The 18,819-nt window shown below is 75.0% G+C and carries 17 protein-coding genes; 10 read left to right on the top strand and 7 right to left on the bottom strand.

The genetic code is table 11. The features are described from left to right. Nucleotides 1-98: 98 nt before the first annotated feature. Nucleotides 99-974 carry a TPM domain-containing protein gene (locus ACFU0Y_RS09415; protein WP_380214218.1) on the top strand — a complete coding sequence of 292 codons (876 nt, stop codon included), beginning with the start codon at nucleotides 99-101 and terminating at the stop codon, nucleotides 972-974. A 19-nt stretch (nucleotides 975-993) separates the two neighbouring features. Here the strand turns inward: ACFU0Y_RS09415 and pdxT are convergent, their stop codons facing one another. Both pdxT and pdxS read right to left on the bottom strand, forming a co-directional pair. Next, on the bottom strand, nucleotides 994-1,596 hold the full coding sequence (gene pdxT, locus ACFU0Y_RS09410) for a pyridoxal 5'-phosphate synthase glutaminase subunit PdxT (protein ID WP_380214217.1): 603 nt from the start codon (nucleotides 1,594-1,596) through the stop codon (nucleotides 994-996). Then, nucleotides 1,593-2,558 (bottom strand): pyridoxal 5'-phosphate synthase lyase subunit PdxS, encoded by a 966-nt coding sequence (gene pdxS / locus ACFU0Y_RS09405; RefSeq protein ID WP_380214216.1) that lies wholly within the window; start codon nucleotides 2,556-2,558, stop codon nucleotides 1,593-1,595. Before pdxS ends, pdxT begins: the two co-directional genes overlap by 4 nt. 97 nt (nucleotides 2,559-2,655) lie before the next feature. On the opposite strand from pdxS, the gene ACFU0Y_RS09400 reads away from it, so the two are divergent. The 4 genes from ACFU0Y_RS09400 (at nucleotide 2,656) to ACFU0Y_RS09385 (ending at nucleotide 5,703) form a co-directional block, all read left to right on the top strand. Further along, nucleotides 2,656-4,206, top strand: a complete 1,551-nt coding sequence (locus tag ACFU0Y_RS09400) for a PLP-dependent aminotransferase family protein (RefSeq protein WP_380214215.1) — start codon at nucleotides 2,656-2,658, stop codon at nucleotides 4,204-4,206. A gap of 67 nt (nucleotides 4,207-4,273) precedes the next feature. Then, nucleotides 4,274-4,864, top strand: a complete 591-nt coding sequence (locus ACFU0Y_RS09395) for a DUF308 domain-containing protein (protein ID WP_380214214.1) — start codon at nucleotides 4,274-4,276, stop codon at nucleotides 4,862-4,864. A 60-nt stretch (nucleotides 4,865-4,924) separates the two neighbouring features. Continuing rightward, on the top strand, nucleotides 4,925-5,374 hold the full coding sequence (locus ACFU0Y_RS09390) for a hypothetical protein (protein WP_380214213.1): 450 nt from the start codon (nucleotides 4,925-4,927) through the stop codon (nucleotides 5,372-5,374). Between the two features lie 131 nt (nucleotides 5,375-5,505). Continuing rightward, nucleotides 5,506-5,703 (top strand): hypothetical protein, encoded by a 198-nt coding sequence (locus ACFU0Y_RS09385; protein ID WP_380214212.1) that lies wholly within the window; start codon nucleotides 5,506-5,508, stop codon nucleotides 5,701-5,703. A 90-nt stretch (nucleotides 5,704-5,793) separates the two neighbouring features. On the opposite strand, the gene ACFU0Y_RS09380 is transcribed toward ACFU0Y_RS09385, so the two are convergent. From ACFU0Y_RS09380 to ACFU0Y_RS09370, 3 genes are all read right to left on the bottom strand, one after another. Further along, on the bottom strand, nucleotides 5,794-8,013 hold the full coding sequence (locus ACFU0Y_RS09380; RefSeq protein WP_380214221.1) for a heavy metal translocating P-type ATPase: 2,220 nt from the start codon (nucleotides 8,011-8,013) through the stop codon (nucleotides 5,794-5,796). A gap of 67 nt (nucleotides 8,014-8,080) precedes the next feature. Continuing rightward, nucleotides 8,081-8,290, bottom strand: coding sequence for a heavy-metal-associated domain-containing protein (locus ACFU0Y_RS09375; RefSeq protein ID WP_380214211.1), 210 nt, complete (start codon nucleotides 8,288-8,290; stop codon nucleotides 8,081-8,083). A 122-nt stretch (nucleotides 8,291-8,412) separates the two neighbouring features. After that, entirely contained in the window at nucleotides 8,413-8,721 is a 309-nt protein-coding gene (locus ACFU0Y_RS09370) for a metal-sensitive transcriptional regulator (protein ID WP_380214210.1), read from the bottom strand. A 98-nt stretch (nucleotides 8,722-8,819) separates the two neighbouring features. Here ACFU0Y_RS09370 and ACFU0Y_RS09365 point away from each other — a divergent pair, with 98 nt between their 5' ends. From ACFU0Y_RS09365 to ACFU0Y_RS09355, 3 genes are read left to right on the top strand one after another with little or no spacing between them, the layout of a single operon-like run. Continuing rightward, the gene (locus tag ACFU0Y_RS09365; protein ID WP_380214209.1) at nucleotides 8,820-10,844 is read left to right on the top strand and encodes a glycoside hydrolase family 15 protein; all 2,025 of its coding nucleotides are present in this window, start codon (nucleotides 8,820-8,822) and stop codon (nucleotides 10,842-10,844) included. Nucleotides 10,845-10,888: 44 nt separating this feature from the next. Further along, nucleotides 10,889-11,587: an AzlC family ABC transporter permease gene (locus ACFU0Y_RS09360; protein WP_380214220.1), complete on the top strand. Its 699-nt coding sequence runs from the start codon at nucleotides 10,889-10,891 to the stop codon at nucleotides 11,585-11,587. Then, the gene (locus ACFU0Y_RS09355) at nucleotides 11,584-11,895 is read left to right on the top strand and encodes an AzlD domain-containing protein (protein ID WP_380214207.1); all 312 of its coding nucleotides are present in this window, start codon (nucleotides 11,584-11,586) and stop codon (nucleotides 11,893-11,895) included. The genes ACFU0Y_RS09360 and ACFU0Y_RS09355 overlap by 4 nt, the downstream gene beginning before the upstream one ends. A gap of 66 nt (nucleotides 11,896-11,961) precedes the next feature. Here ACFU0Y_RS09355 and ACFU0Y_RS09350 read toward each other — a convergent pair whose 3' ends face one another. Continuing rightward, complete coding sequence (locus ACFU0Y_RS09350) at nucleotides 11,962-13,383, bottom strand: FAD-binding oxidoreductase (protein ID WP_380214205.1); 1,422 nt, start codon at nucleotides 13,381-13,383, stop codon at nucleotides 11,962-11,964. 368 nt (nucleotides 13,384-13,751) lie between these two features. Further along, complete coding sequence (locus ACFU0Y_RS09345; RefSeq protein WP_380214204.1) at nucleotides 13,752-14,402, bottom strand: response regulator transcription factor; 651 nt, start codon at nucleotides 14,400-14,402, stop codon at nucleotides 13,752-13,754. A gap of 442 nt (nucleotides 14,403-14,844) precedes the next feature. Here ACFU0Y_RS09345 and ACFU0Y_RS09340 point away from each other — a divergent pair, with 442 nt between their 5' ends. Continuing rightward, nucleotides 14,845-17,085 carry a glycosyltransferase family 2 protein gene (locus ACFU0Y_RS09340; RefSeq protein ID WP_380214203.1) on the top strand — a complete coding sequence of 747 codons (2,241 nt, stop codon included), beginning with the start codon at nucleotides 14,845-14,847 and terminating at the stop codon, nucleotides 17,083-17,085. 162 nt (nucleotides 17,086-17,247) lie between these two features. Then, nucleotides 17,248-18,669 carry an OFA family MFS transporter gene (locus tag ACFU0Y_RS09335; protein ID WP_380214202.1) on the top strand — a complete coding sequence of 474 codons (1,422 nt, stop codon included), beginning with the start codon at nucleotides 17,248-17,250 and terminating at the stop codon, nucleotides 18,667-18,669. The last annotated feature ends 150 nt before the right edge of the window (nucleotides 18,670-18,819 follow it).

Raw genomic sequence — 18,819 nt, 5'->3', positions numbered from 1 at the left:
GGCGGGGGCTCCCCCTGCGGGCGGATCCGCCGGCCGGTGCCGGCGGGTCATCCTAGGACCGAGCCCGCGGACCGGCCGCGGACGGACGGGAGCGCACCGTGGACCGCAGAGCACTCGCCGCGACCGGACTGGTCCTCGCCGCGCTCACCGGGTGCTCGGGCCCGGTGGCGGTCCCCGAGCGGCCCGAGGGGTCCAACGTCCTGGACTCCGCCGACGTCCTGACGGACGCGCAGGAGCGGGACCTCGACGCCCTGATCGAGGACCGCAACGCCGCCTCGGACGCCGCGCGCGTCGCCGTGCTCACGGTGACGGAGGCGGACGGGTCGATCGAGGACTACGCCCGGGAGGTCGCCGGTGCCTGGGAGGTGGGAGACGCCGGGGCGGACAACGGCGTGCTGGTGGTCGCCGCCACCGGGGACCGGGAGCTGCGGATCGAGTCTGCGGACGGGGTGCGCGAGCGGTTCTCGGACGACGAGGCGGAGCGGGTGGTGGCGGACGTGCTGGCGCCGGCCTTCGCGGACGAGCGCTACGCCCAGGGTCTGGGCGAGGCCGTGGACCGGATCCACCTCTACGCCCGGGGCGGGGAGCCGCCGCGGGAGCCCTTCGACTGGGCCCTGCTCGGCTGGGTCGCGGGCGGCGTCGGCCTGCTCGGCGTGCTGGTGGCGTGGTGGATCGCCGCGGACCTGCGCCGGCGCCGCCGGATCGCCGACGAGGAGCTGCGGGCCGCGCAGCAGCGCGACCCGCGGCTGCGGCTCACGGAGGAGCAGCGCACGGCGTACCGGACGTACCGCTACCACCACCGCAAGGACGACGCGGTCACCGACCCCGTCGTGTGGCTGCCCCTCTGGCTCGCGAACCCGGGGCTGTACTCCGGCGGCTCGAGCGCGAGCACGGGCGGGGACGGGCAGGGCGGGGGGTCCTCCTTCGGCGGCGGCGGCGGCTTCACCGGCGGCGGGGCGTCCGGCAGCTACTGACCGGCCCGCACGGAGCCGGTCAGGCGGGGATCCCGCGCCGGGCCGCCACGAGGGAGAGCAGGTGCCGGTGCACCGTGGTCTCCCCGGTCAGCTCCGGGTGGAACGAGATGCCGACGACGGTGCCGCTCGCCACCGCGACCACCTCTCCCCGGTGCCGGGCGAGGACCCCGACGCCCTCGCCGACGCGGGTCACCGCGGGGGCGCGGATGAAGGCCGCGCGCACCACGTCCCCGTCCTCGCCCCAGGCGAGCGCGACCTCCTCGGAGGCCGTCTGGGGGCCGAACGCGTTGCGCGCCACCGTGACGTCCAGGACCTCGAGGGTCTGCTGGCCGGGGGCGGGGTCCTCGATGCCGGACGCGAGCAGGATCAGCCCGGCGCACGTGCCCAGCGTGGGCAGCCCGCCCAGGACGGCGTCCCGCAGCGGCTCCCGCAGCCCGAACAGGCGCAGCAGCCGGTCCACGGTGGAGGACTCCCCGCCGGGCAGGACGAGCGCGTCCAGCCCGGCGAGCTGCTCGGCGGTCTTCACGAGCACGGGCTCGGCGCCCAGCTCCCGCAGCATCGCGGCGTGCTCGGCGACCCCGCCCTGCAGGGCGAGGACGCCGACGCGGGGCGCCGAGGTCACCAGCCGCGCTCCGCGAGCCGGTGCGGGGCCGGCAGGTCGCCCACGTTGATGCCGACCATCGCCTCGCCGAGCCCGCGCGAGGCCTCGGCGATCTTCTCCGGGTCGTCGAAGTAGGCGGTGGCCTTCACGATGGCCTGCGCCCGGGCGGCGGGGTTGCCGGACTTGAAGATGCCGGAGCCCACGAACACGCCGTCGGCGCCGAGCTGCATCATCATGGCGGCGTCCGCCGGGGTGGCCACGCCGCCGGCGGTGAAGAGCACGACCGGCAGCTTCCCGGTGCGGGCCACCTCGAGGACGATGTCGTAGGGGGCCGCGAGCTCCTTCGCCTTCACGTACAGGGCGTCGGGGGAGATCGCGTGGAGAGCCTGCAGCTCGGCGATCTGGCCGCGGATGGTGCGGATGTGCTTGGTGGCCTCGGAGACGTCGCCGGTGCCGGCCTCGCCCTTCGAGCGGATCATGGCGGCGCCCTCGGCGAGCCGGCGCAGGGCCTCGCCCAGGTTGGTGGCCCCGCACACGAACGGCACGGTGAAGCGCTGCTTGTCGATGTGGTTGACGTAGTCGGCGGGGGAGAGGACCTCGGACTCGTCGATGTAGTCGACCTCCAGGTGCTCGAGCACCTGCGCCTCCACGAAGTGGCCGATGCGCACCTTCGCCATGACGGGGATGGAGACGGCGGCCTGGATGCCCTCGACCAGGTCGGGGTCGGACATGCGGGCCACGCCGCCCTGGGCGCGGATGTCGGCCGGCACGCGCTCGAGGGCCATGACGGCCACGGCGCCGGCGTCCTCGGCGATGCGGGCCTGCTCGGCCGTGACGACGTCCATGATCACGCCGCCCTTGAGCATGTCGGCGAGACCGCGCTTGACGAGCGGGGAGCCGGTCAGCGGGGTCGCGCCGGAGACGGTGGCGCGGTCGGCGGTGCCGGCGGGGTTCTGGGCAGGGGTGGTCTGCAGATCGGTCATGGGGTCCATCCTGGGCCCGGAAGTGGTCCACCGACAGGTCCACCATCGATAGAATCTGTTGGACCATTTGAATTCCCGGGAGACGAGGAGCGGCCCCGTGCGGCACCCGAACGACGTCGAGCTGCCGGTGCGCGTGGACCGCTCCGACCCCGCGCCGCTGCCCGCCCAGCTCGTCCAGCAGCTGCGGGAGCTGGTGGTCTCCGGGGCGCTGCGGCCCGGGGACGCGCTGCCCTCCACGCGCGGGCTCGCCGCCCGGCTGGGGATCTCCCGAGGTTCCGTGGTGACGGCCTACGACCAGCTCCACGGCGAGGGCTACCTGCACGCCACCAACGGGGCCACGGTGGTCCACCCCGATCTGGCCCGCTCCCGGACGGAGCCCCCGGCGGCCAGGCCCGGACCCCGCCCGCCCGCGGCGCCGCGGCGCCGGCCCCGGGAGCGGCCCATGATCGACCTCACGCCCGGCCGCCCGGACACCGGCCGGCTGGCCACCCCGCAGTGGCGCGCGGCCTGGCGGGACGCCGCGGCCGCCGCCGGCACCGGCGCGCCCCCGCCCCAGGGCTCGGAGGCGCTGCGCGAGCAGATCGCCGAGCACCTGCGGCTGATGCGCGGCGTGGTCCGGGACCCCGAGGACCTCTTCGTCACGGCGGGCGCGCGGGACGGGCTCCAGCTGCTGCTCGCGGTGCTCGGCGGCCACGCGGGCCGCGGTCTGCGCGTGGCCGTCGAGGACCCGGGCTACCCCTCGCTGCGCCGGGTGCCGGAGCGGCTCGGCCACGAGGTGCTGCCGGTGCCGATCGACGAGCAGGGGCTGGACCCCGCCCGGCTGCCGTCCGGCGCGTGGGCCGGGCCGGGGGAGTGGGAGATCGAGCGGTCCCCGGACGCCGTGGTCGTCACCCCCAGCCACCAGTACCCCCTCGGGGCGTCGATGCCCGCCGCCCGCCGGCTCGAGCTGCTCGGCTGGGCGCGCGCCCACGACGCGCTGATCGTGGAGGACGACTACGACTCCGAGCTGCGCTACGTGGGCGAGCCGCTGCCCGCGCTGTCCTCCCTCGACCACGCCCCGGGCGCCGTCCCGGAGCCGCCCGTCCCCGGGCGGCTGCTCGGCACCGGCGGTCACGTGGCCACGCTGGGCTCCTTCACCAAGGTTCTGGCCCCCGGGCTGGGAGTCGGCTACCTGCTGGCCCCGCCCGCGCTCCGGGAGGACCTGCTGCGGCTGCGCACGGACCTGGGCAACCCCGCCTCCGCGGTGGCCCAGGAGGCCATGGCCCGCTTCCTGGCCGACGGCGGGCTGCGCCGGCACACCGCCCGGATGCGGCGGGAGTACCGGCGCCGGCGGGACCTGCTCAGCTCGGCCCTCGCCGGGGTCCGGGGGGTGCGGGCCGTGCCCATGGACGGGGGCCTGCACGCCGTCCTCGAGTTCACCGGGGAGGTGCCGCTGGCGGAGCAGGACGTCGTGGAGCGCGCCGCGGCCGCGGGCGTGCGGGTGGCGGCACTGGGCTCGTACTGGGCGCACGGGGCGCGCGGCGGCCGCCGCGGCGTCGTCGTCGGCTTCGGTGCCACCGGTGCCGCCGCGGAGGGCGACGCCCTGCCGGACGCCCTCGCGGTCCTGGCCGGGGTGCTCTCGGCGCCCGGGCGCGGATCCGGTCGATAGACTGGCCCGTGCCCCGGGGGCCTCCGCCCCGGGGGCCCCCGCAGCACGCTCCGAAGAGAGGCGCCCCGTGAACCCCGACCCGAGCACCGGCATCCACCGCGACCTGTTCGCGCCCACGCTGCTGCGTGCGCTCGTGGCGCTGGTGTTCGGCGCCGTGACCGTGTTCTGGCAGGAACCCACTCTGCCCGTGGTGGCCTGGGGCGTGGGGCTCTACCTCGTGCTCACGGGCGCGGCGAGCGTGCTCCTGCAGCTGCGGCTGAACGGCAACGACTCCGTGGACATGGGCCCCACCCGCCAGATCCCGCAGTCCTACGGCGTGCTGTACCTGCTGGGCGGGGTCTTCACGATCCTCGGCGCCGACACCCCCGCGTGGCTCGTGGTCTACGCGGCGTCCATCATGGGCCTGGCCGGTCTCACGGAGCTGGCGCTCGGGCTGAAGTTCCGCACCACCTTCCCGCTGGGCCGCGACTGGACCATCGCCGGACTGGTGACGGTCCTCGCCGCCACGGGCCTCGTGCTCGTGGTGGACCTCGGTGCCAAGGCGCTCTTCGGGGTCGTGGGGGCCGCCGCGGTGGTCATCGGCGTCACTCACCTGATCGCCGCCCTCACCCTCCGGCACGAGGACCGCCGGGGACGGGCCCCCGCCGGGACCGCGTAGACTGGGCTACCGCACGGCAGGCCCCGGCCCGCCGGGGACATCAGCTCACGAGGAGGACCAGTGGCACAGCGCAAGGGCTCGAGAGGCGGCTTCCGGGCCGACGTCAAGGGCCCCCTGATCCTGTCCGCCGCGCTCGCCGCGGTCGCGTTCGTGGCCGTGGGGATCTTCGCCAGCGGCGGCACGGACAACGCCCTGCGCCTGGACCTCGCCTTCATCGCCGCCGGCATCGTGTTCATCGTGTCGCTCGTGATCAGCGCCACGCTGATGATCGTCGAGAAGCCCAACGACCCCCACCTGGGCACGGGCACGGGCGTCAACCGTTCCTCGGCCAAGCTCTACGCCGAGGCCCGGGCCCGCCGGCAGGCCGCCGCACAGCCCCCCGGCGAGGCCGAGTTCGGCCAGCGCGTCCGGCCCGACACCGAGGGGGAGGACCTCCTCGGCCGCCGGTCCGCCGACGGCGCCGGCCCGGTGGACGCCGCGGGCGACGACGGCCCCGCCCCGCGCGCCTGAGACCGCGACCCGCCCGGACCGGACGTCCGCCCGGGATTCCGGGCGGCCCGCCCGCTCGGTAGATTGGGACGGCACCTGTGCAGCAGGGCCGGACCCCGCGCCCTGCTCGAGACCGGACGACGGGAACCAGCATGAGCGAGCAGCCGGAACCGCCCACCGAGGGCGACGACGAGTTCGAGCGGAAGGTCCAGCAGAAGATGGCCGACCAGCAGGAGGACGGCCCCGGCGAGGACCCCACGGACGTGGCCCAGGAGGACCACAAGACCGAGGTGCCCGAGCTCGAGGAGAACGAGGACAGCCCGGTCGACCCCGGCCAGGCGGGCGCCTGACGCCGTCCGCGCAACGCGCGACGCCCCGGGGAGGACCGTGGTTCTCCCCGGGGCGTCGCGGTGTCCGGGACGTCGTGGTGCGCGGTGGGCTCAGCGGCCGAAGCCGCGCAGCCGCAGGGAGTTCAGCACCACGAACACGGAGCTGAAGGCCATGGCGGCGCCCGCGATGACGGGGTTGAGCAGCCCCGCGGCCGCCACGGGAATGGCCACCGTGTTGTAGGCGAAGGCCCAGAACAGGTTCGACTTGATGGTCGACAGGGTCCGGCGGGACAGGGCGATGGCCGTGGGCACCGAGCCGACGTCGTTGCGCACCACCGTGATGTCCGCTGCCTCGATCGCCGCGTCCGTGCCGGCGCCCATCGCGATCCCGAGGTCGGCCTGCGCCAGGGCCGCGGCGTCGTTGACGCCGTCGCCCACCATGGCGACCACGCGGCCGTCGTCCTGCAGGTCGCGGACCACCGCGACCTTGCCCTCCGGGCTGACGTCGGCGACGACGTCCTCGGCGGCGATGCCGGCCTGCGCGGCGACGGCCTGTGCCACGGGCTCGTTGTCCCCGGTCAGCAACAGGGGCCGCAGCCCCAGCTCCTTGAGCCGGGTGACCGCCTCGCGGGCGTCGTCCTTGACGGTGTCGCGCAGGTCGACGAAGCCGACGAGGGCCCCGTCGACGGCCACGAGGATCGTGGTGAACCCGCCCTCCTGGGCGCGGCGCAGGGCCTCGAGCCGGGCGGCGTCCAGCCTCACGCCGTTCTCGGCCAGCCACGTGGTGCGCCCGACCACCACCGAGCGGGAGTGCATCCCGTCCGCCACGTGCGCGCGGACGCCGCCGCCGGGGGCCGAGACGAACCCGGAGACCGGGAACCGGTGCGGGGTGGCCGCGGCCACGGCCCGCGCGATGGGGTGCTCGGAGTGCTGCTCCACGGTGGCCGCGAGGTCCAGCACCTGGTCCCGGGAGTACCCGGCCACGGGCGTCACGGCGGCCACGGACAGCTGCCCGCTCGTGACCGTGCCCGTCTTGTCCAGCACCACGGTGTCCACGGTGCGGGTGTCCTCCAGCACCTCGGCGCCCTTGATCAGGATGCCCAGCTGCGCGCCGCGCCCCGTGCCGGTGAGCAGGGCCGTGGGGGTGGCCAGGCCGAGGGCGCAGGGGCAGGCGATGACGAGCACGGACACCGCGGCCACGAAGGACGCGTGCACGTCCCCGGTCAGCAGCAGCCAGCCGGCCAGCGTGGCCAGGGCGACCACGAGGACGACGGGGACGAAGACCCCGGAGATCCGGTCGGCCAGCCGGGCCACGGGGGCCTTGCTCGCCTGTGCCCGGGACACCATCCGGCCCATCTGGGCCAGGGTCGTGTCGGCGCCCACGCGGGTCGCCTCGACCAGCAGGCGGCCGTTGGTGTTGATCGTGGCGCCGGTGACGGTGTCGCCGACCTCCACCTCCACCGGGAGGGACTCCCCGGTGAGCAGCGAGGTGTCCACGGCCGAGCGGCCGTCCACCACCACGCCGTCGGCGGCGATCTTCTCGCCGGGGCGCACCACCACCAGGTCCCCCGGGCGCAGCTGCTCCGCGGGCACGCTCGTCTCCACGCCGTCCCGCAGGACCACCGCGTCCTTCGCGCCGAGCTCGAGCAGCGCGCGCAGCGCCTCCCCGGAGCGGGCCTTCGCCCGGGCCTCCAGCCAGCGGCCCAGCAGCAGGAACGCGGTGACGAGGGCGCCGGTCTCGAAGTAGAGCTGGTGCCCGCTCATGTCCATCGCGTGGCCGAGCATCGCGCCGGCCGTCATGCCGGGCTCGCGCAGCAGGTTCCACAGCGAGAACAGGTAGGCGGCGGACACGCCCAGGGACACGAGGGTGTCCATGGTGGAGGTCAGGTGCCGGGCGTTGATCGCCGCCGAGCGGTGGAACGGCCACGCCGCCCACGTCACGACCGGCAGGCTCAGGACCGCCACCACCCAGCCCCAGTGCGGGAACTGGAACCCGGGCAGCATGGAGATCGCGAACACCGGGGCGGACAGCGCGGCCGCCACCAGCAGGCGCCGGCGCAGGGACCCGGGGGAGCGCAGCGAGGACGCCTCGCGCCCGGCGACCCTCGCCATGGCGCCGGAGCGGTCCGCGGCGTCGTCGTCGTCCCCGGGCGCGTTCCGCAGGACGGCCCCGTACCCGGCCTGCTCGACCGTCTCGACGATCTGTTCGTCGCTCACGCCCGCGGGCACGTGGACGGTGGCGGTCTCCAGGGCGAGGTTGACGGAGGCGTCCACGCCCTCGAGCCTGCCGAGCTTCTTCTCGACCCGGCTGACGCACGAGGAGCACGTCATGCCCGTGATCCCGAGCTCGAGGGTGCGCAGGGGCCCGGCGACCTCGGTGAGGACGGGAGCGCGGGTCTCAGGCAACGGTGTACCCCGCTTCCTCGACGGCCTCCCGGACCTCGTCCTCCGTCAGCTCGCGGGTGGAGGTCACGACCACGGGGGAGACCCCGCCGGCCACGAGGTCGACGTCGACGGACTCGACGCCCTCCAGCTCGGCCAGCTCCTCGGTGACGGACCTGACGCAGTGGCCGCAGGTCATGCCGGAAACGTTGACGGTGGTCTGCACGATGGTCTCCTCGGGGGTTCGGTGGGGTGCGTCCGGCGGGGTGCGCCCGGACTCGTTCGGTGCGGTGGGTTCGACGGGGGGCGTGCTGCGGGGCGCTCGGGCGGAGTCGCCCGCCGGGCGCGTCAGCTCTTGAGCAGGCGGGCGATGGCCGCGGAGGCCTCCTGGAGCTTGTCGTCCACGCTGGCGACGTCCCCGGACGCCTGGGCGGCCTCGACGGCGCCCACCACGCAGTGGTTCAGGTGCTCGTCCAGCAGGCCGAGGCTCACGGCCCTGAGCGCCGACTGGATCGCGGAGACCTGGGTGAGGATGTCGATGCAGTACTTGTCCTCCTCGACCATCCGGTGGATGCCGCGGACCTGGCCCTCGATGCGCCGCAGGCGCTTGAGGTAGGCGTCCTTGTCCTGGGTGTAGCCGTGCGGCGGCTGGGTCATGCGTCCTCCTCGGTCGTCCTGCCGTCAGACTATACCCCTTGGGGGTATACCTCAAGTGCCCGGCCCGCGGCCGTGCGGCGATGTGCCAATCTTGAGGCATGGCTTCACTGATCGAGGACTACGCCCTGCTCTCGAACATGCGCACGGGTCCGCTCGTCTCCCGCACCGGCTCCATCGACTGGCTGTGCGCGCCCCGGTTCGACTCCCCCTCGGTCTTCGGCGCGCTGCTCGGGGAGCCCGACCACGGGCGGTGGCTGCTCGCGCCCGCCTGCACGGTCGCCGAGGGGGAGGACGGCGAGGTCCTCGACGAGGAGGAGAGCGGGGCCCAGGTCGCCGAGCGGTTCTACGTGGAGAACACGTTCGTGCTCCAGACCGTGTGGGTCACGGACTCCGGCTCCGTGCGGGTGACCGACTTCCTGCCGCTGACCTCCCGCACGGACGTGGTCCGCCGCGTCGAGGGCCTCACGGGCGAGGTCGAGATGTACCACGAGCTGCGGGTGCGCTTCGGCTACGGCGCCGTGGTCCCCTGGGTCAGCCGCTTCGAGGGGGAGGAGGACCCGGACGGGGGCGACGCCGCGCCGCCCATGCTGGTGGCCATGGCCGGCCCGGACGCCCTCGTGCTCCGCGGGGAGCCCCTGCCCGAGTCCACCGACGACGACGACGAGCGCCGGCACCGCGGGACGTTCACCGTCTCCGCCGGGCAGGCGCGGGACTTCGTCCTGACGCACTTCCCGTCCCACCGCACGCCCCCGGCGCCCGTCGACGTCAACGAGCAGCTCACCCGCACCGTGGAGCTGTGGCAGGACTGGTCCGGTCTGTACTCCCCGCCGGCCGCCGGGGAGGACGAGCCGGTGCACATCGTCCCCGTGCGCGGCCACGCCGTGGCCCGGCGCTCGGACGTGGTCCGGCGCTCGCTGCTCGTGGTGCGGGCGCTGATGCACCAGGAGACCGGCGGGCTCGTGGCCGCCCCCACCACGTCCCTGCCGGACGTCGTGGGCGGGGAGCGCAACTGGGACCACCGCTTCGCGTGGCTGCGGGACGCCGCGATGGCCCTCGAGGTCATGCTCGACCACGACCACGACCGCGAGGCCGCGCAGCTGCGCAACTGGCTGCTGCGCGCCGTGGCGGGGGACCCGCACGACCTGCAGAACATCTACGGGGTCGCCGGCGAGCGCCGCGGCCGCGAGCACCAGCTCGACCTGCCCGGCTACGAGCGCTCCCGGCCGGTCCGCGAGGGCAACGGCGCCGCGGGCCAGCACCAGTCCGACGCCGTGGGCCACGTCATGGTGGTCTTCGAGAAGCTCCGCCGGCGCGGCGCCGTGGAGGACCACCTCTCGTGGCCCCTGCAGCAGGCGATGCTGCGCTCGGTCGTGGAGAACTACGAGGTCACCGACCAGGGGCTGTGGGAGATGCGCGGCGAGCGGCAGTACTACACGCACTCGCGCGTGCTGATGTGGGCGGCCCTGCAGTGCGGCGTGGACGCCGTGCGCGTGCACGGGCTGCCCGGCGACGCGCAGCTGTGGGAGCAGCTGCGGGACGCGCTCGCCGAGGAGATCTGGACCAGCGGCTACGACCCCGAGGTCGGCTCCTTCGTCCAGCACTACGGGTCGAAGACCGTGGACGCCTCCCTGCTGCAGCTGCCGCAGGTGGGCTTCGTGGCCTACGACGACGAGCGGATGCTCGGGACCGTGCGGCGGATCGAGGAGGAGCTGCGCCACCCCAGCGGGCTCATCCACCGCTACCGCAACGTCCTGGGCCCGGTGGACCCCGATGACCCCGACGCGTACGCCGGGGTCATCGGGGTGGACGGCTTCCCGGGCCAGGACAACCCGCACCTCGGCGCGTCCCTGTGGCTCGCCGCCCAGTACGCGCGGTCGGGCCGCACGGACAGCGCCCGCAAGCTCGTGGACTCCGTGCTCTCCCGCGCCAACGACCTCGGGCTGCTCGCCACCGAGTGGTCGCCCGAGCAGCGGCGGATGACCGGCAACTTCCCGCAGACCTTCACCCACCTCGCCCTCGTCCAGGCCATGGACGCGCTCGACGCCGCCCAGGGGCGCCGGACCGCGGCCACGCCGCAGGAGACCGCGGCCACGAGCGCGTCCGCGCCCGGGGCCGCGTCGTGAGCCACGCGGCCCCGGTCGACTGGCGGTCCTCCCCGGCGGTCCGGATGGGGCTGTCGGTGGCCGTGGCCACCGGGCTGTACGGCATCTCCTTCGGCGCCCTGTCCGTGGCGGCGGGTCTGACGTTCTGGCAGACCGTCGCCCTGTCCGCGCTGATGTTCACGGGCGGATCCCAGTTCGCCTTCATCGGCGTGGTCTCGGGCGGCGGCGCGGGCCCCTCCGCCCTGGGGGCCGCCACGCTGCTGGGGATTCGCAACGCCGTCTACGGGATGAGCATGAACGCCCTGGTCCGCCCGCGCGGCTGGCGCCGGCTCCTCGCCGCGCACGTGACCATCGACGAGTCCAACGCCACCGCCTCCTCCCAGGTCCACGCCGTGGAGGAGCGCCGGGGCTTCTGGAGCGCCGGCCTGGGCGTGTTCGTGCTCTGGAACCTGTTCACCGTGCTGGGCGCCCTGCTGGGCAACGCCCTGGGCGACCCGGCGCGGTGGGGCCTGGACGGCGCCGCGGTGGCCGCGTTCCTGGGCCTGCTGTGGCCGCGGCTGAGCGCCCGGGAGCCCGTGGCGGTCGCCGTGGTCTGCGGCCTCGTCACGGCCCTGACCATCCCCGTGCTGCCGGCGGGCCTGCCGATCCTCGTGGCCGCCGTGGTGGCGGCGTTCCTGGGCCGCGCCGGCTCCCGCGGCGCCGGCTCGGCCGCGCCCGGGGCCGGTGCGGCCTCCGGCCCCGGCGAGAAGGAGGCGGGGGCGTGAGCATGTGGTTCTGGGTGCTCGGGGCCTGCGCGCTCGCCTACGCCCTGAAGCTCGTCGGCTACCTCGTGCCGGACCGGGTGCTGGACGACCCGCGCGTGGGGCGCATGGCGGGCACCGTCACCGTGGGCCTGCTCGCCGCGCTCGTGGTCATGAACGCGTTCGGCTCCGGCCAGGCGCTGGTGCTCGACGCCCGGCTGGGCGCGCTGCTCGTGGCCGGAGCGGCCCTGCTGCTGCGGGCCCCGTTCCTGCTGGTCGTGGTGCTGGGGGCGGCCGCCGCGGCGGTGCTGCGGCTGCTGGGCGCGCCCTGACGGATCTGCCCGGCGCGACCCCGGACCCGGCCCCCGCACCGCGGGCCCGCCGGACCGCGCCCGCCGTCAGGCGGCGCTGGGCAGGATGTTGTGGTTGAGCCGGAACAGGTTGCCGGGGTCGTAGCGGTTCTTCAGCTCGACGAGACGCCGGTGCGTCCGCTCCCCGTAGGCCTCCCGCGCCGCCTCGGCGGTGACCGGGCCGTGCTCGGCGCCGAGGAAGTTCACGTACAGGCCCTCGTCGGCGAACGGCGCCACGGCGGCGTGGGCCTTCCGGGCGAAGGCCGTGAGGCGGGCGTCCTCGGCGGCGTCCGGCCAGAAGCCGTAGACGTTGAGCCAGTACCGTGCGGACCGGTTCGGGAAGGCGGTGGCGCCGGCGGGCACCCGGCCGAAGAACCCCTCCATGTGGTGGACGTCGATGCCCGTGCCGAACCAGGTGATCTCCGAGGCCACCCCGAGCAGGGCGTCGACCACCTCGTCGTCCAGGCGTGAGAACGAGGCGTTCTTCCAGTAGCCGCGCGCACCCTTCGGGAAGAGCTCGTCCATGGCGGACTGCCACTCGGTCCACTGCACCGGGCCGACCTCCTCCTCGTCCGGCGGGGCGTCCGCCCGCAGCCGGTCGACCAGTCGCAGGCCCTCGGCGTGGTCGGGTGACATCCATGCGAAGCCGATCATCAGCCAGGGCTCCTCGCCCATCCCGAAGCCGGGCGGCAGCCGGAGGATCGAGGTGATGCCGTTCATCTCGTCCGGCAGCTCGGCCGTCCAGCGGGCGAAGGCCCGCAGTGCCGTGCGCCACTTCTCGCGCCCGTAGAAGAGGTTCCCGCCCAGCACGGACGGGGGCAGCTCCCGGGCCCGGAACGTGAAGGAGGACACGACGCCGAAGTTCCCGCCGCCGCCGCGGATGCCCCAGAACAGGTCCGGGTTGTGCTCGGCGTTGGCGTGCAGGTGCTCGCGGGTCCCGGTGATCACCTCGGCGTCCACGAGGTTGTCCAGGCTCAGGCCGTTGCTGCGGGTCAGCCAGCCGACGCCGCCGCCCAGGGTCAGCCCCGCGACCCCGGTGGCGCTCACCACGCCGAGGGGCACCGCCAGCCCGTGCGGGACCGTCGCGCGGTCGACGTCGGCCAGGGTCGCGCCCGGCTCGACGGTCACCCGCCGGGTCCCCGGGTCCACCTCGACCCGTCGCAGCGCGCCGAGGTCCAGGACGAGCCCGCCCTCCACGGTGCCGTGGCCGGCCACGTTGTGCCCGCCGCCGCGGACGGCCAGCGGCAGCTCCGTGTGCTGGGCGGCCGCCAGCACCGGGTCGATGTCGGACACGGCGCCGGCCCGGACGACGGCCCGGGGCCGCACATCGACCATGCCGTTCCAGACGCGCCGCGCCTCGTCGTAGAGCGGGTCGTCGGGCTCGACCAGCGTGCCGGTCAGGCGCGTCCTCAGCTTCTCCAGCTCTCGGGCGATCTCGTGCTCGTGCTCCCCGCGGTCCACGGCGTTCATGGGACTGGCTTCCTGTGGCGGGGGCATGCGCCCCCGGGCTGCTGCTCGGGCGCGACGACGGTGCGCGGACCGCCGTCGGCGGTGCCGGAGGGGTCCCGGGCGGACTCGGAGCGGTCCGGGCGCTCGGCCCCGCCGGGGCTGGTGTTCCGGCGCGGGGGGACGCGGAACGGCGCGCGATGGTGCTTCCTCCAGGGTAGGAGCGTCCGCGGCGCCGCACAACGGTCCGGGCGCAACGGTCGCGACACCGTCCGGCCGGGCGCGCCACGGCGGAAGGGCGCGGTGGAAGGGCGCGGTGGAAGGGCGCGGTGGAAGGGCGCGGTGGAAGGGCGCGGTGGAAGGGGCAGGGGGCGGACGCGGCGACCCGGCGCTCAGACGAGCGGCAGCACCGGAGGGATGATGCCGTCCTCGACGGCCCGCTTGTAGAGCTCGAGCTTGGTGCGGGCCGGCCGGTCCACCGCGGCGTACTTGCGGCGGATCCGCTTCAGGTGCTCCTCCACCGTGGACTCCGCGATCTGCAGCAGCCCGGCCACCTCCTGCTCCTGCAGTCCGTCCACGTACAGCGCGAGCACCTGGCGCTCCCGGGCGGAGAGCTTCGCGGGAGCCCTGCTGGGCAGCTCCGCCAGGGCCGTCTGGAGCACGTCGCTCACGAAGTGGCCCAGCTGCCGGGACAGGCGCATGGTCCGGAACACGGTCCTGATCGGCTCCCACTTGCCCACGGCGCCGGCCGCCCCGCAGGCGAACGCGGACCGGACGCGGGCGATGTCGTCCGGGGGCACGAGCACGACCACGGTGTGCTCCTGCGCGGTCAGGTCCGTGACGTTCTGCACGAGGTGGCGACCGTCCAGGGTGTTCAGGCTCAGCAGGACCACCATCTCCTCGGCCGGGTTCGCGGCCAGGAAGTCGGGGACGGTCCCGGCCACCGCGCTGACCCGCACGCCGTGCTCGGGGTGCTCGACGGCCTCGCGCTGCATCGCGATGCGCGTCATGGGCTGTGGACTGATCACGGCGGCGTTCAACATGGTGGGCTCCTCGAGGTCTCCCGCGGTGAGGTGGGCGGGATCTCCGCGGCCGGTGGATCGCCGGCCCACTCCGGCGGCGGGAGGCCCGGACCCGACGTCGGCCCGCCGTCGACCGCTATATGTCCATTGCGGAATATCTGCGGTCGAGGTGGGAGCGCCGGGGCACGGGATCCTCCGGGTGGGCGCCGCCGGCGGAGATGGTGCGGTGTGTCCCTCCACAGTGGCGGACCGGTCCGCGCGCGGGCAAGGCGATTCCGTGCGGACCTGGAACTTCGCACAGCGCACGCCCTCGGACGGGCCCGTGCCGGGACGACCGGCGCCCGTGCGGGGCGGCCTCCTCGTCGCGGGAACGAGCCGGTCGCCGGCGGCCGGGGACAGGAGTGGGCAGCGCAGCTGGAAGAATGGGGGAGCACGCTTCCGTCGAGGAAAGGCCCGGTCCGCCATGCGCGTCGACGTCGTCACCGGAACGGGCGGGGCGGGGCTCCGCCCGGGCGCCCGGTCCGAGCTCCGCGCCCTCCTCGCGGAGCTCGCCCTGCGGGGTGTCGAGGCCCGGCTCGTCGACCCGGCGCCGGACCCGGTCCCGGATCCGGTGGACGGTCCGGCCGGCGCGGATCCCGCGGAGCCCGGGGACGCGTCGGTCGGGCGCGTGCCCGAGGCGGAGGCGCTCCTGCTGGTCGAGCTCGCGGCGGACGCCCCCGGGCCCGCCGCCAGGCTCTCCGCGTGGCTCGACCGGGCGAGGGCGGCCGCGGCGGCCGGCCGCCCCGTGGTCGTCCTCGGACTCGCCCTCGACCCCGCCGCCGTCCCGGCGGACGCGGTGGGCCGGCTGCTCCCGGTGGCGTCCCTCGTCGGTCTGCGGGACGAGGCGTCCCTGGCGGTGGCCCGCCGGCTGTGCCCCGGGCACCGCGGCCTGCGCGTCGGCTGGGAGCACGCGCTCCTCCTCCCACCTCCCACCACGCCGGCGGCACCGTCCAGGCCGAACGGACAGGGGCTCGAGCAGGACCGGGCGCACTCGGGCCCGGGGGAGCAGCAGGAGCCGGCGGCAGGGCAGGAGCCGGTGGAGCAGCAGGAGGAGCCACCGCGGATCGTCGCCGCCGTGGAACGGCCGGGCGGGCCCTTTCCGCCGGAGCAGGTCGCCGCCGTGCTCGCCGCCGTCCTGGACGCCCTGGTCCACCGGACGGCCGGGGAGGTCACGCTCGTGCCCTGCGGGGGCACCTCCGCGGACGAGGCGTTCGCGGAGGACGTGGCCGCGCGGCTGCGGAACGATGTCCGGTGGGCCCTCGCGGCACCCGGTGCGGCGGAGACCGTCGCGCTCCGAGCGGACTGGATGCTGACCACGTGCTCCCACGGTGCGGCCCTGGGTCTGGCGGCCCGCGCCGTCGTGCTCCCCGTGGCCCCGCACAGACATGCCGTGGACGGCATCGACAGTGTGCTGGGCCGGTGGGGACTGGGGCACGGGACGGTGCCCCTGGCGGCCCTGCTCACCCCGGGGGACGCGGCCTGGGACACCCGGGCGGCTGTCCAGCGGTGGGCGACGGAGGCCGTGGAGCACCGGGGGGCCGTGCGGGCCGCCCTGGCGGACGCGGAGCCGGTGGTCCGGGACGCGGCAGCCCGCTGGTGGGAGGACGTGGCCGGGGCGCTCCGTGGGCGGGCGCCACGGTCCGCGCCGGATGCCGGTGCCGCCCCGCGCGGGGTCGGCGCGCCGGTGGTCCGCGCCCTGCGCCGCCGGTACGCCGTGCCCGAGGTGCTGCCGGAACGGCCGACCGTCGCGGTCGTGCTGCGGCACCGGGGCAACCCGGACCGCCTGGGGTGCGCCCTCGACGGCCTCCTGGCGCAGACGTTCACCGACTGGCGGCTGGTCGTCGTCGACGAGAGCGGTGAGCCCGCCGGGGTGGAGGAGCCGATGTCGCTGCGCCGCGCCGAGCTCGCGGGGCGCCTGACGGTCCTCCACCACCGCCGGGCCCTCGGGCCCGCGGCGTCCGCCAACCGCGGGCTGCGGACCGGGGAGTCCGAGTTCGTCGTCCTGGACGACAGGGTCCAGGCCTGGCCCCCCACGCTCCTCCAGCGCGCCGTGGCCCACCTCGAGGACCCGCTCGTGACCGACGACGGGGTCGTGGTGCGGATCGAGGGCCCGTCGACGACCGGCGCGGACGTCCCGGCCCGCCGGCCGGGACGGGATCCTGCGCCGCCGGACCGGGAGACCATCAGCCTGACCGACGTGCTGGACGGCGACCGCACCGCGGTCGACGCGCCGTTCCTGTACCGGCGGGCGGTGCACGGGGTGCTGGGCGACTACGACGAGACCCTCGGCGCGGCGGAGCGGTGGGAGTTCGTGCTCCGGTTCCTCGAGACCTTCACCGTGGGCCTGCTCCCCGGGCACCCGCCCGCCCCGCAGGACCGGGCGGGCGCGACCGCCGCCGCGCGGGCCGAGGCGGCGGTCCGCGACCGGCACCTCCGGCAGTGGAGCGCGGAGCACGGGACCGGCCTGCCGCTGTACCTGCGCCGCGCGGCCGCGGACGAGGCCGGTGCCCTGCACCGGCGCCTGGACACCGCCGAGCAGCTCGCGCACGAGCTGCTGGACGTGGTCCGCGCCCAGTCCCGGCAGATCGAGCGGCTCGAGCGGGTCGTGGCGGAGAAGGGGTTCGTGGCCTTCTGGCGGCGTGCGTGGCGGTCCCTGCGCGGGTGATGGCCTGCCTGATCCGGGGCCGGTCGGCAGGTTGCTTCGCAGTTCTCTCGTCGATGTGACATGCTTCACCCTTGGGTGCCGGGCCGGGACGTTCGAGGTCCGTCCGGGACACGCCCCTCGCGCAGCGTCCGCACACGAAGAGACCAAAAGAGGAGTCGGGGCATGGGATGGCTTGATCGGCAGCACTCGGTGGCACCACCGGGATTCAACCGCTGGCTCATACCGCCGGCGGCCCTCGCGGTGCACCTGTGCATCGGTCAGGCCTACGCCACCAGCGTGTACAAGAACGCCCTGGTGGCGCACTTCGACGCGAGCCTCACCCAGATCGGCATCATCTTCTCCATCGCCATCGTCATGCTGGGACTGTCCGCCGCCGTCTTCGGCACGTGGGTGGACACCGGCGGACCGCGCCGGGCCATGTTCACCGCGGCGCTGCTCTGGTCCGGCGGGTTCATGGTCGGGGCGCTCGGCATCTTCACCGACCAGCTGTGGCTCGTCTACCTGGGCTACGGCTTCATCGGCGGCATCGGCCTGGGCATCGGCTACATCTCGCCCGTCTCCACGCTGATCAAGTGGTTCCCGGACCGTCCCGGCCTCGCCACGGGCATGGCGATCATGGGCTTCGGCGGCGGCGCGCTGATCGCCAGCCCCCTGTCCGCGGCCCTGCTCAACTTCTACGACCCGAACTCGGGCACCGAGGGCTGGGTGGCGAGCGGGGACGCCGTCGGCAAGCTGTTCCTGACCCTCGGGGTCGTCTACCTCGCGTACATGCTCTTCGGCGCGTTCACGATCAAGGTGCCCGCCTCCGACTGGAAGCCCGAGGGCTTCGACCCCGCGCAGGTCGAGTCGAAGGCGCTCGTCACCAGCAACCACGTCTCGGCGCGCAACGCGATCCGCACCCGGCAGTTCTGGCTCGTGTGGATCGTGCTGTTCTGCAACGTGACGGCCGGCATCGGCATCCTCGAGCAGGCCGCCCCCATGATCCAGGACTTCTTCCGCCAGGCGGACGGCGCCTCCCTCGTGACGGTGGCCGTGGCCGGCGGTTTCGTGGGCCTGCTGTCCATCGGCAACATGGGCGGGCGCTTCGTGTGGTCCACCACCTCGGACATCCTCGGCCGCAAGCGCATCTACATGATCTACCTCGGAGTCGGGGCTGCCCTCTACACCGTGCTGGCGCTGTTCGGCTCGACCTCCACGCTGCTGTTCGTGCTGCTGGCCTTCATCATCATCTCGTTCTACGGCGGCGGCTTCGCCACGGTGCCGGCTTATCTGCGGGACCTCTTCGGGACCTACCAGGTGGGCGCCATCCACGGCCGCCTCCTCACGGCCTGGGCGGCCGCGGGAGTCGCCGGGCCCCTCATCGTCAACGCGTTCCTCGACGCCCAGGGCACCCCGGGGGAGCTCACGGCGCAGGCCTACCAGCCGGCGCTGCTGACCATGGTCGGCCTGCTGGTCGTCGGCTTCGTCGCCAATCTGCTGGTGAACCCGGTGGACGCGAAGTACCACGAGCCCGAACGCGGGACCACACCGACCGACACCGAGACGGCGCCGTCCGAGACCAGGACCGTCGAGAAGGAGGCATGACATGACCCGTGCACGACTGGCACTGGGCTGGGTCCTCGTCGGGGTCCCGCTCGCCTACGGAGTGACAGCGACCCTCATGCGGGCGTCCGCGCTGTTCTACTGACCCGCAGGTCCGTCCGCGCCCGGTGAGGGGGGCGCCCCGCTGGGGCG

The organism is Kocuria sp. NPDC057446, from assembly GCF_042802875.1.
Taxonomy (GTDB): Bacteria; Actinomycetota; Actinomycetes; order Actinomycetales; family Micrococcaceae; genus Kocuria.
This window is presented reverse-complemented; position numbering and strand designations above follow the sequence as displayed.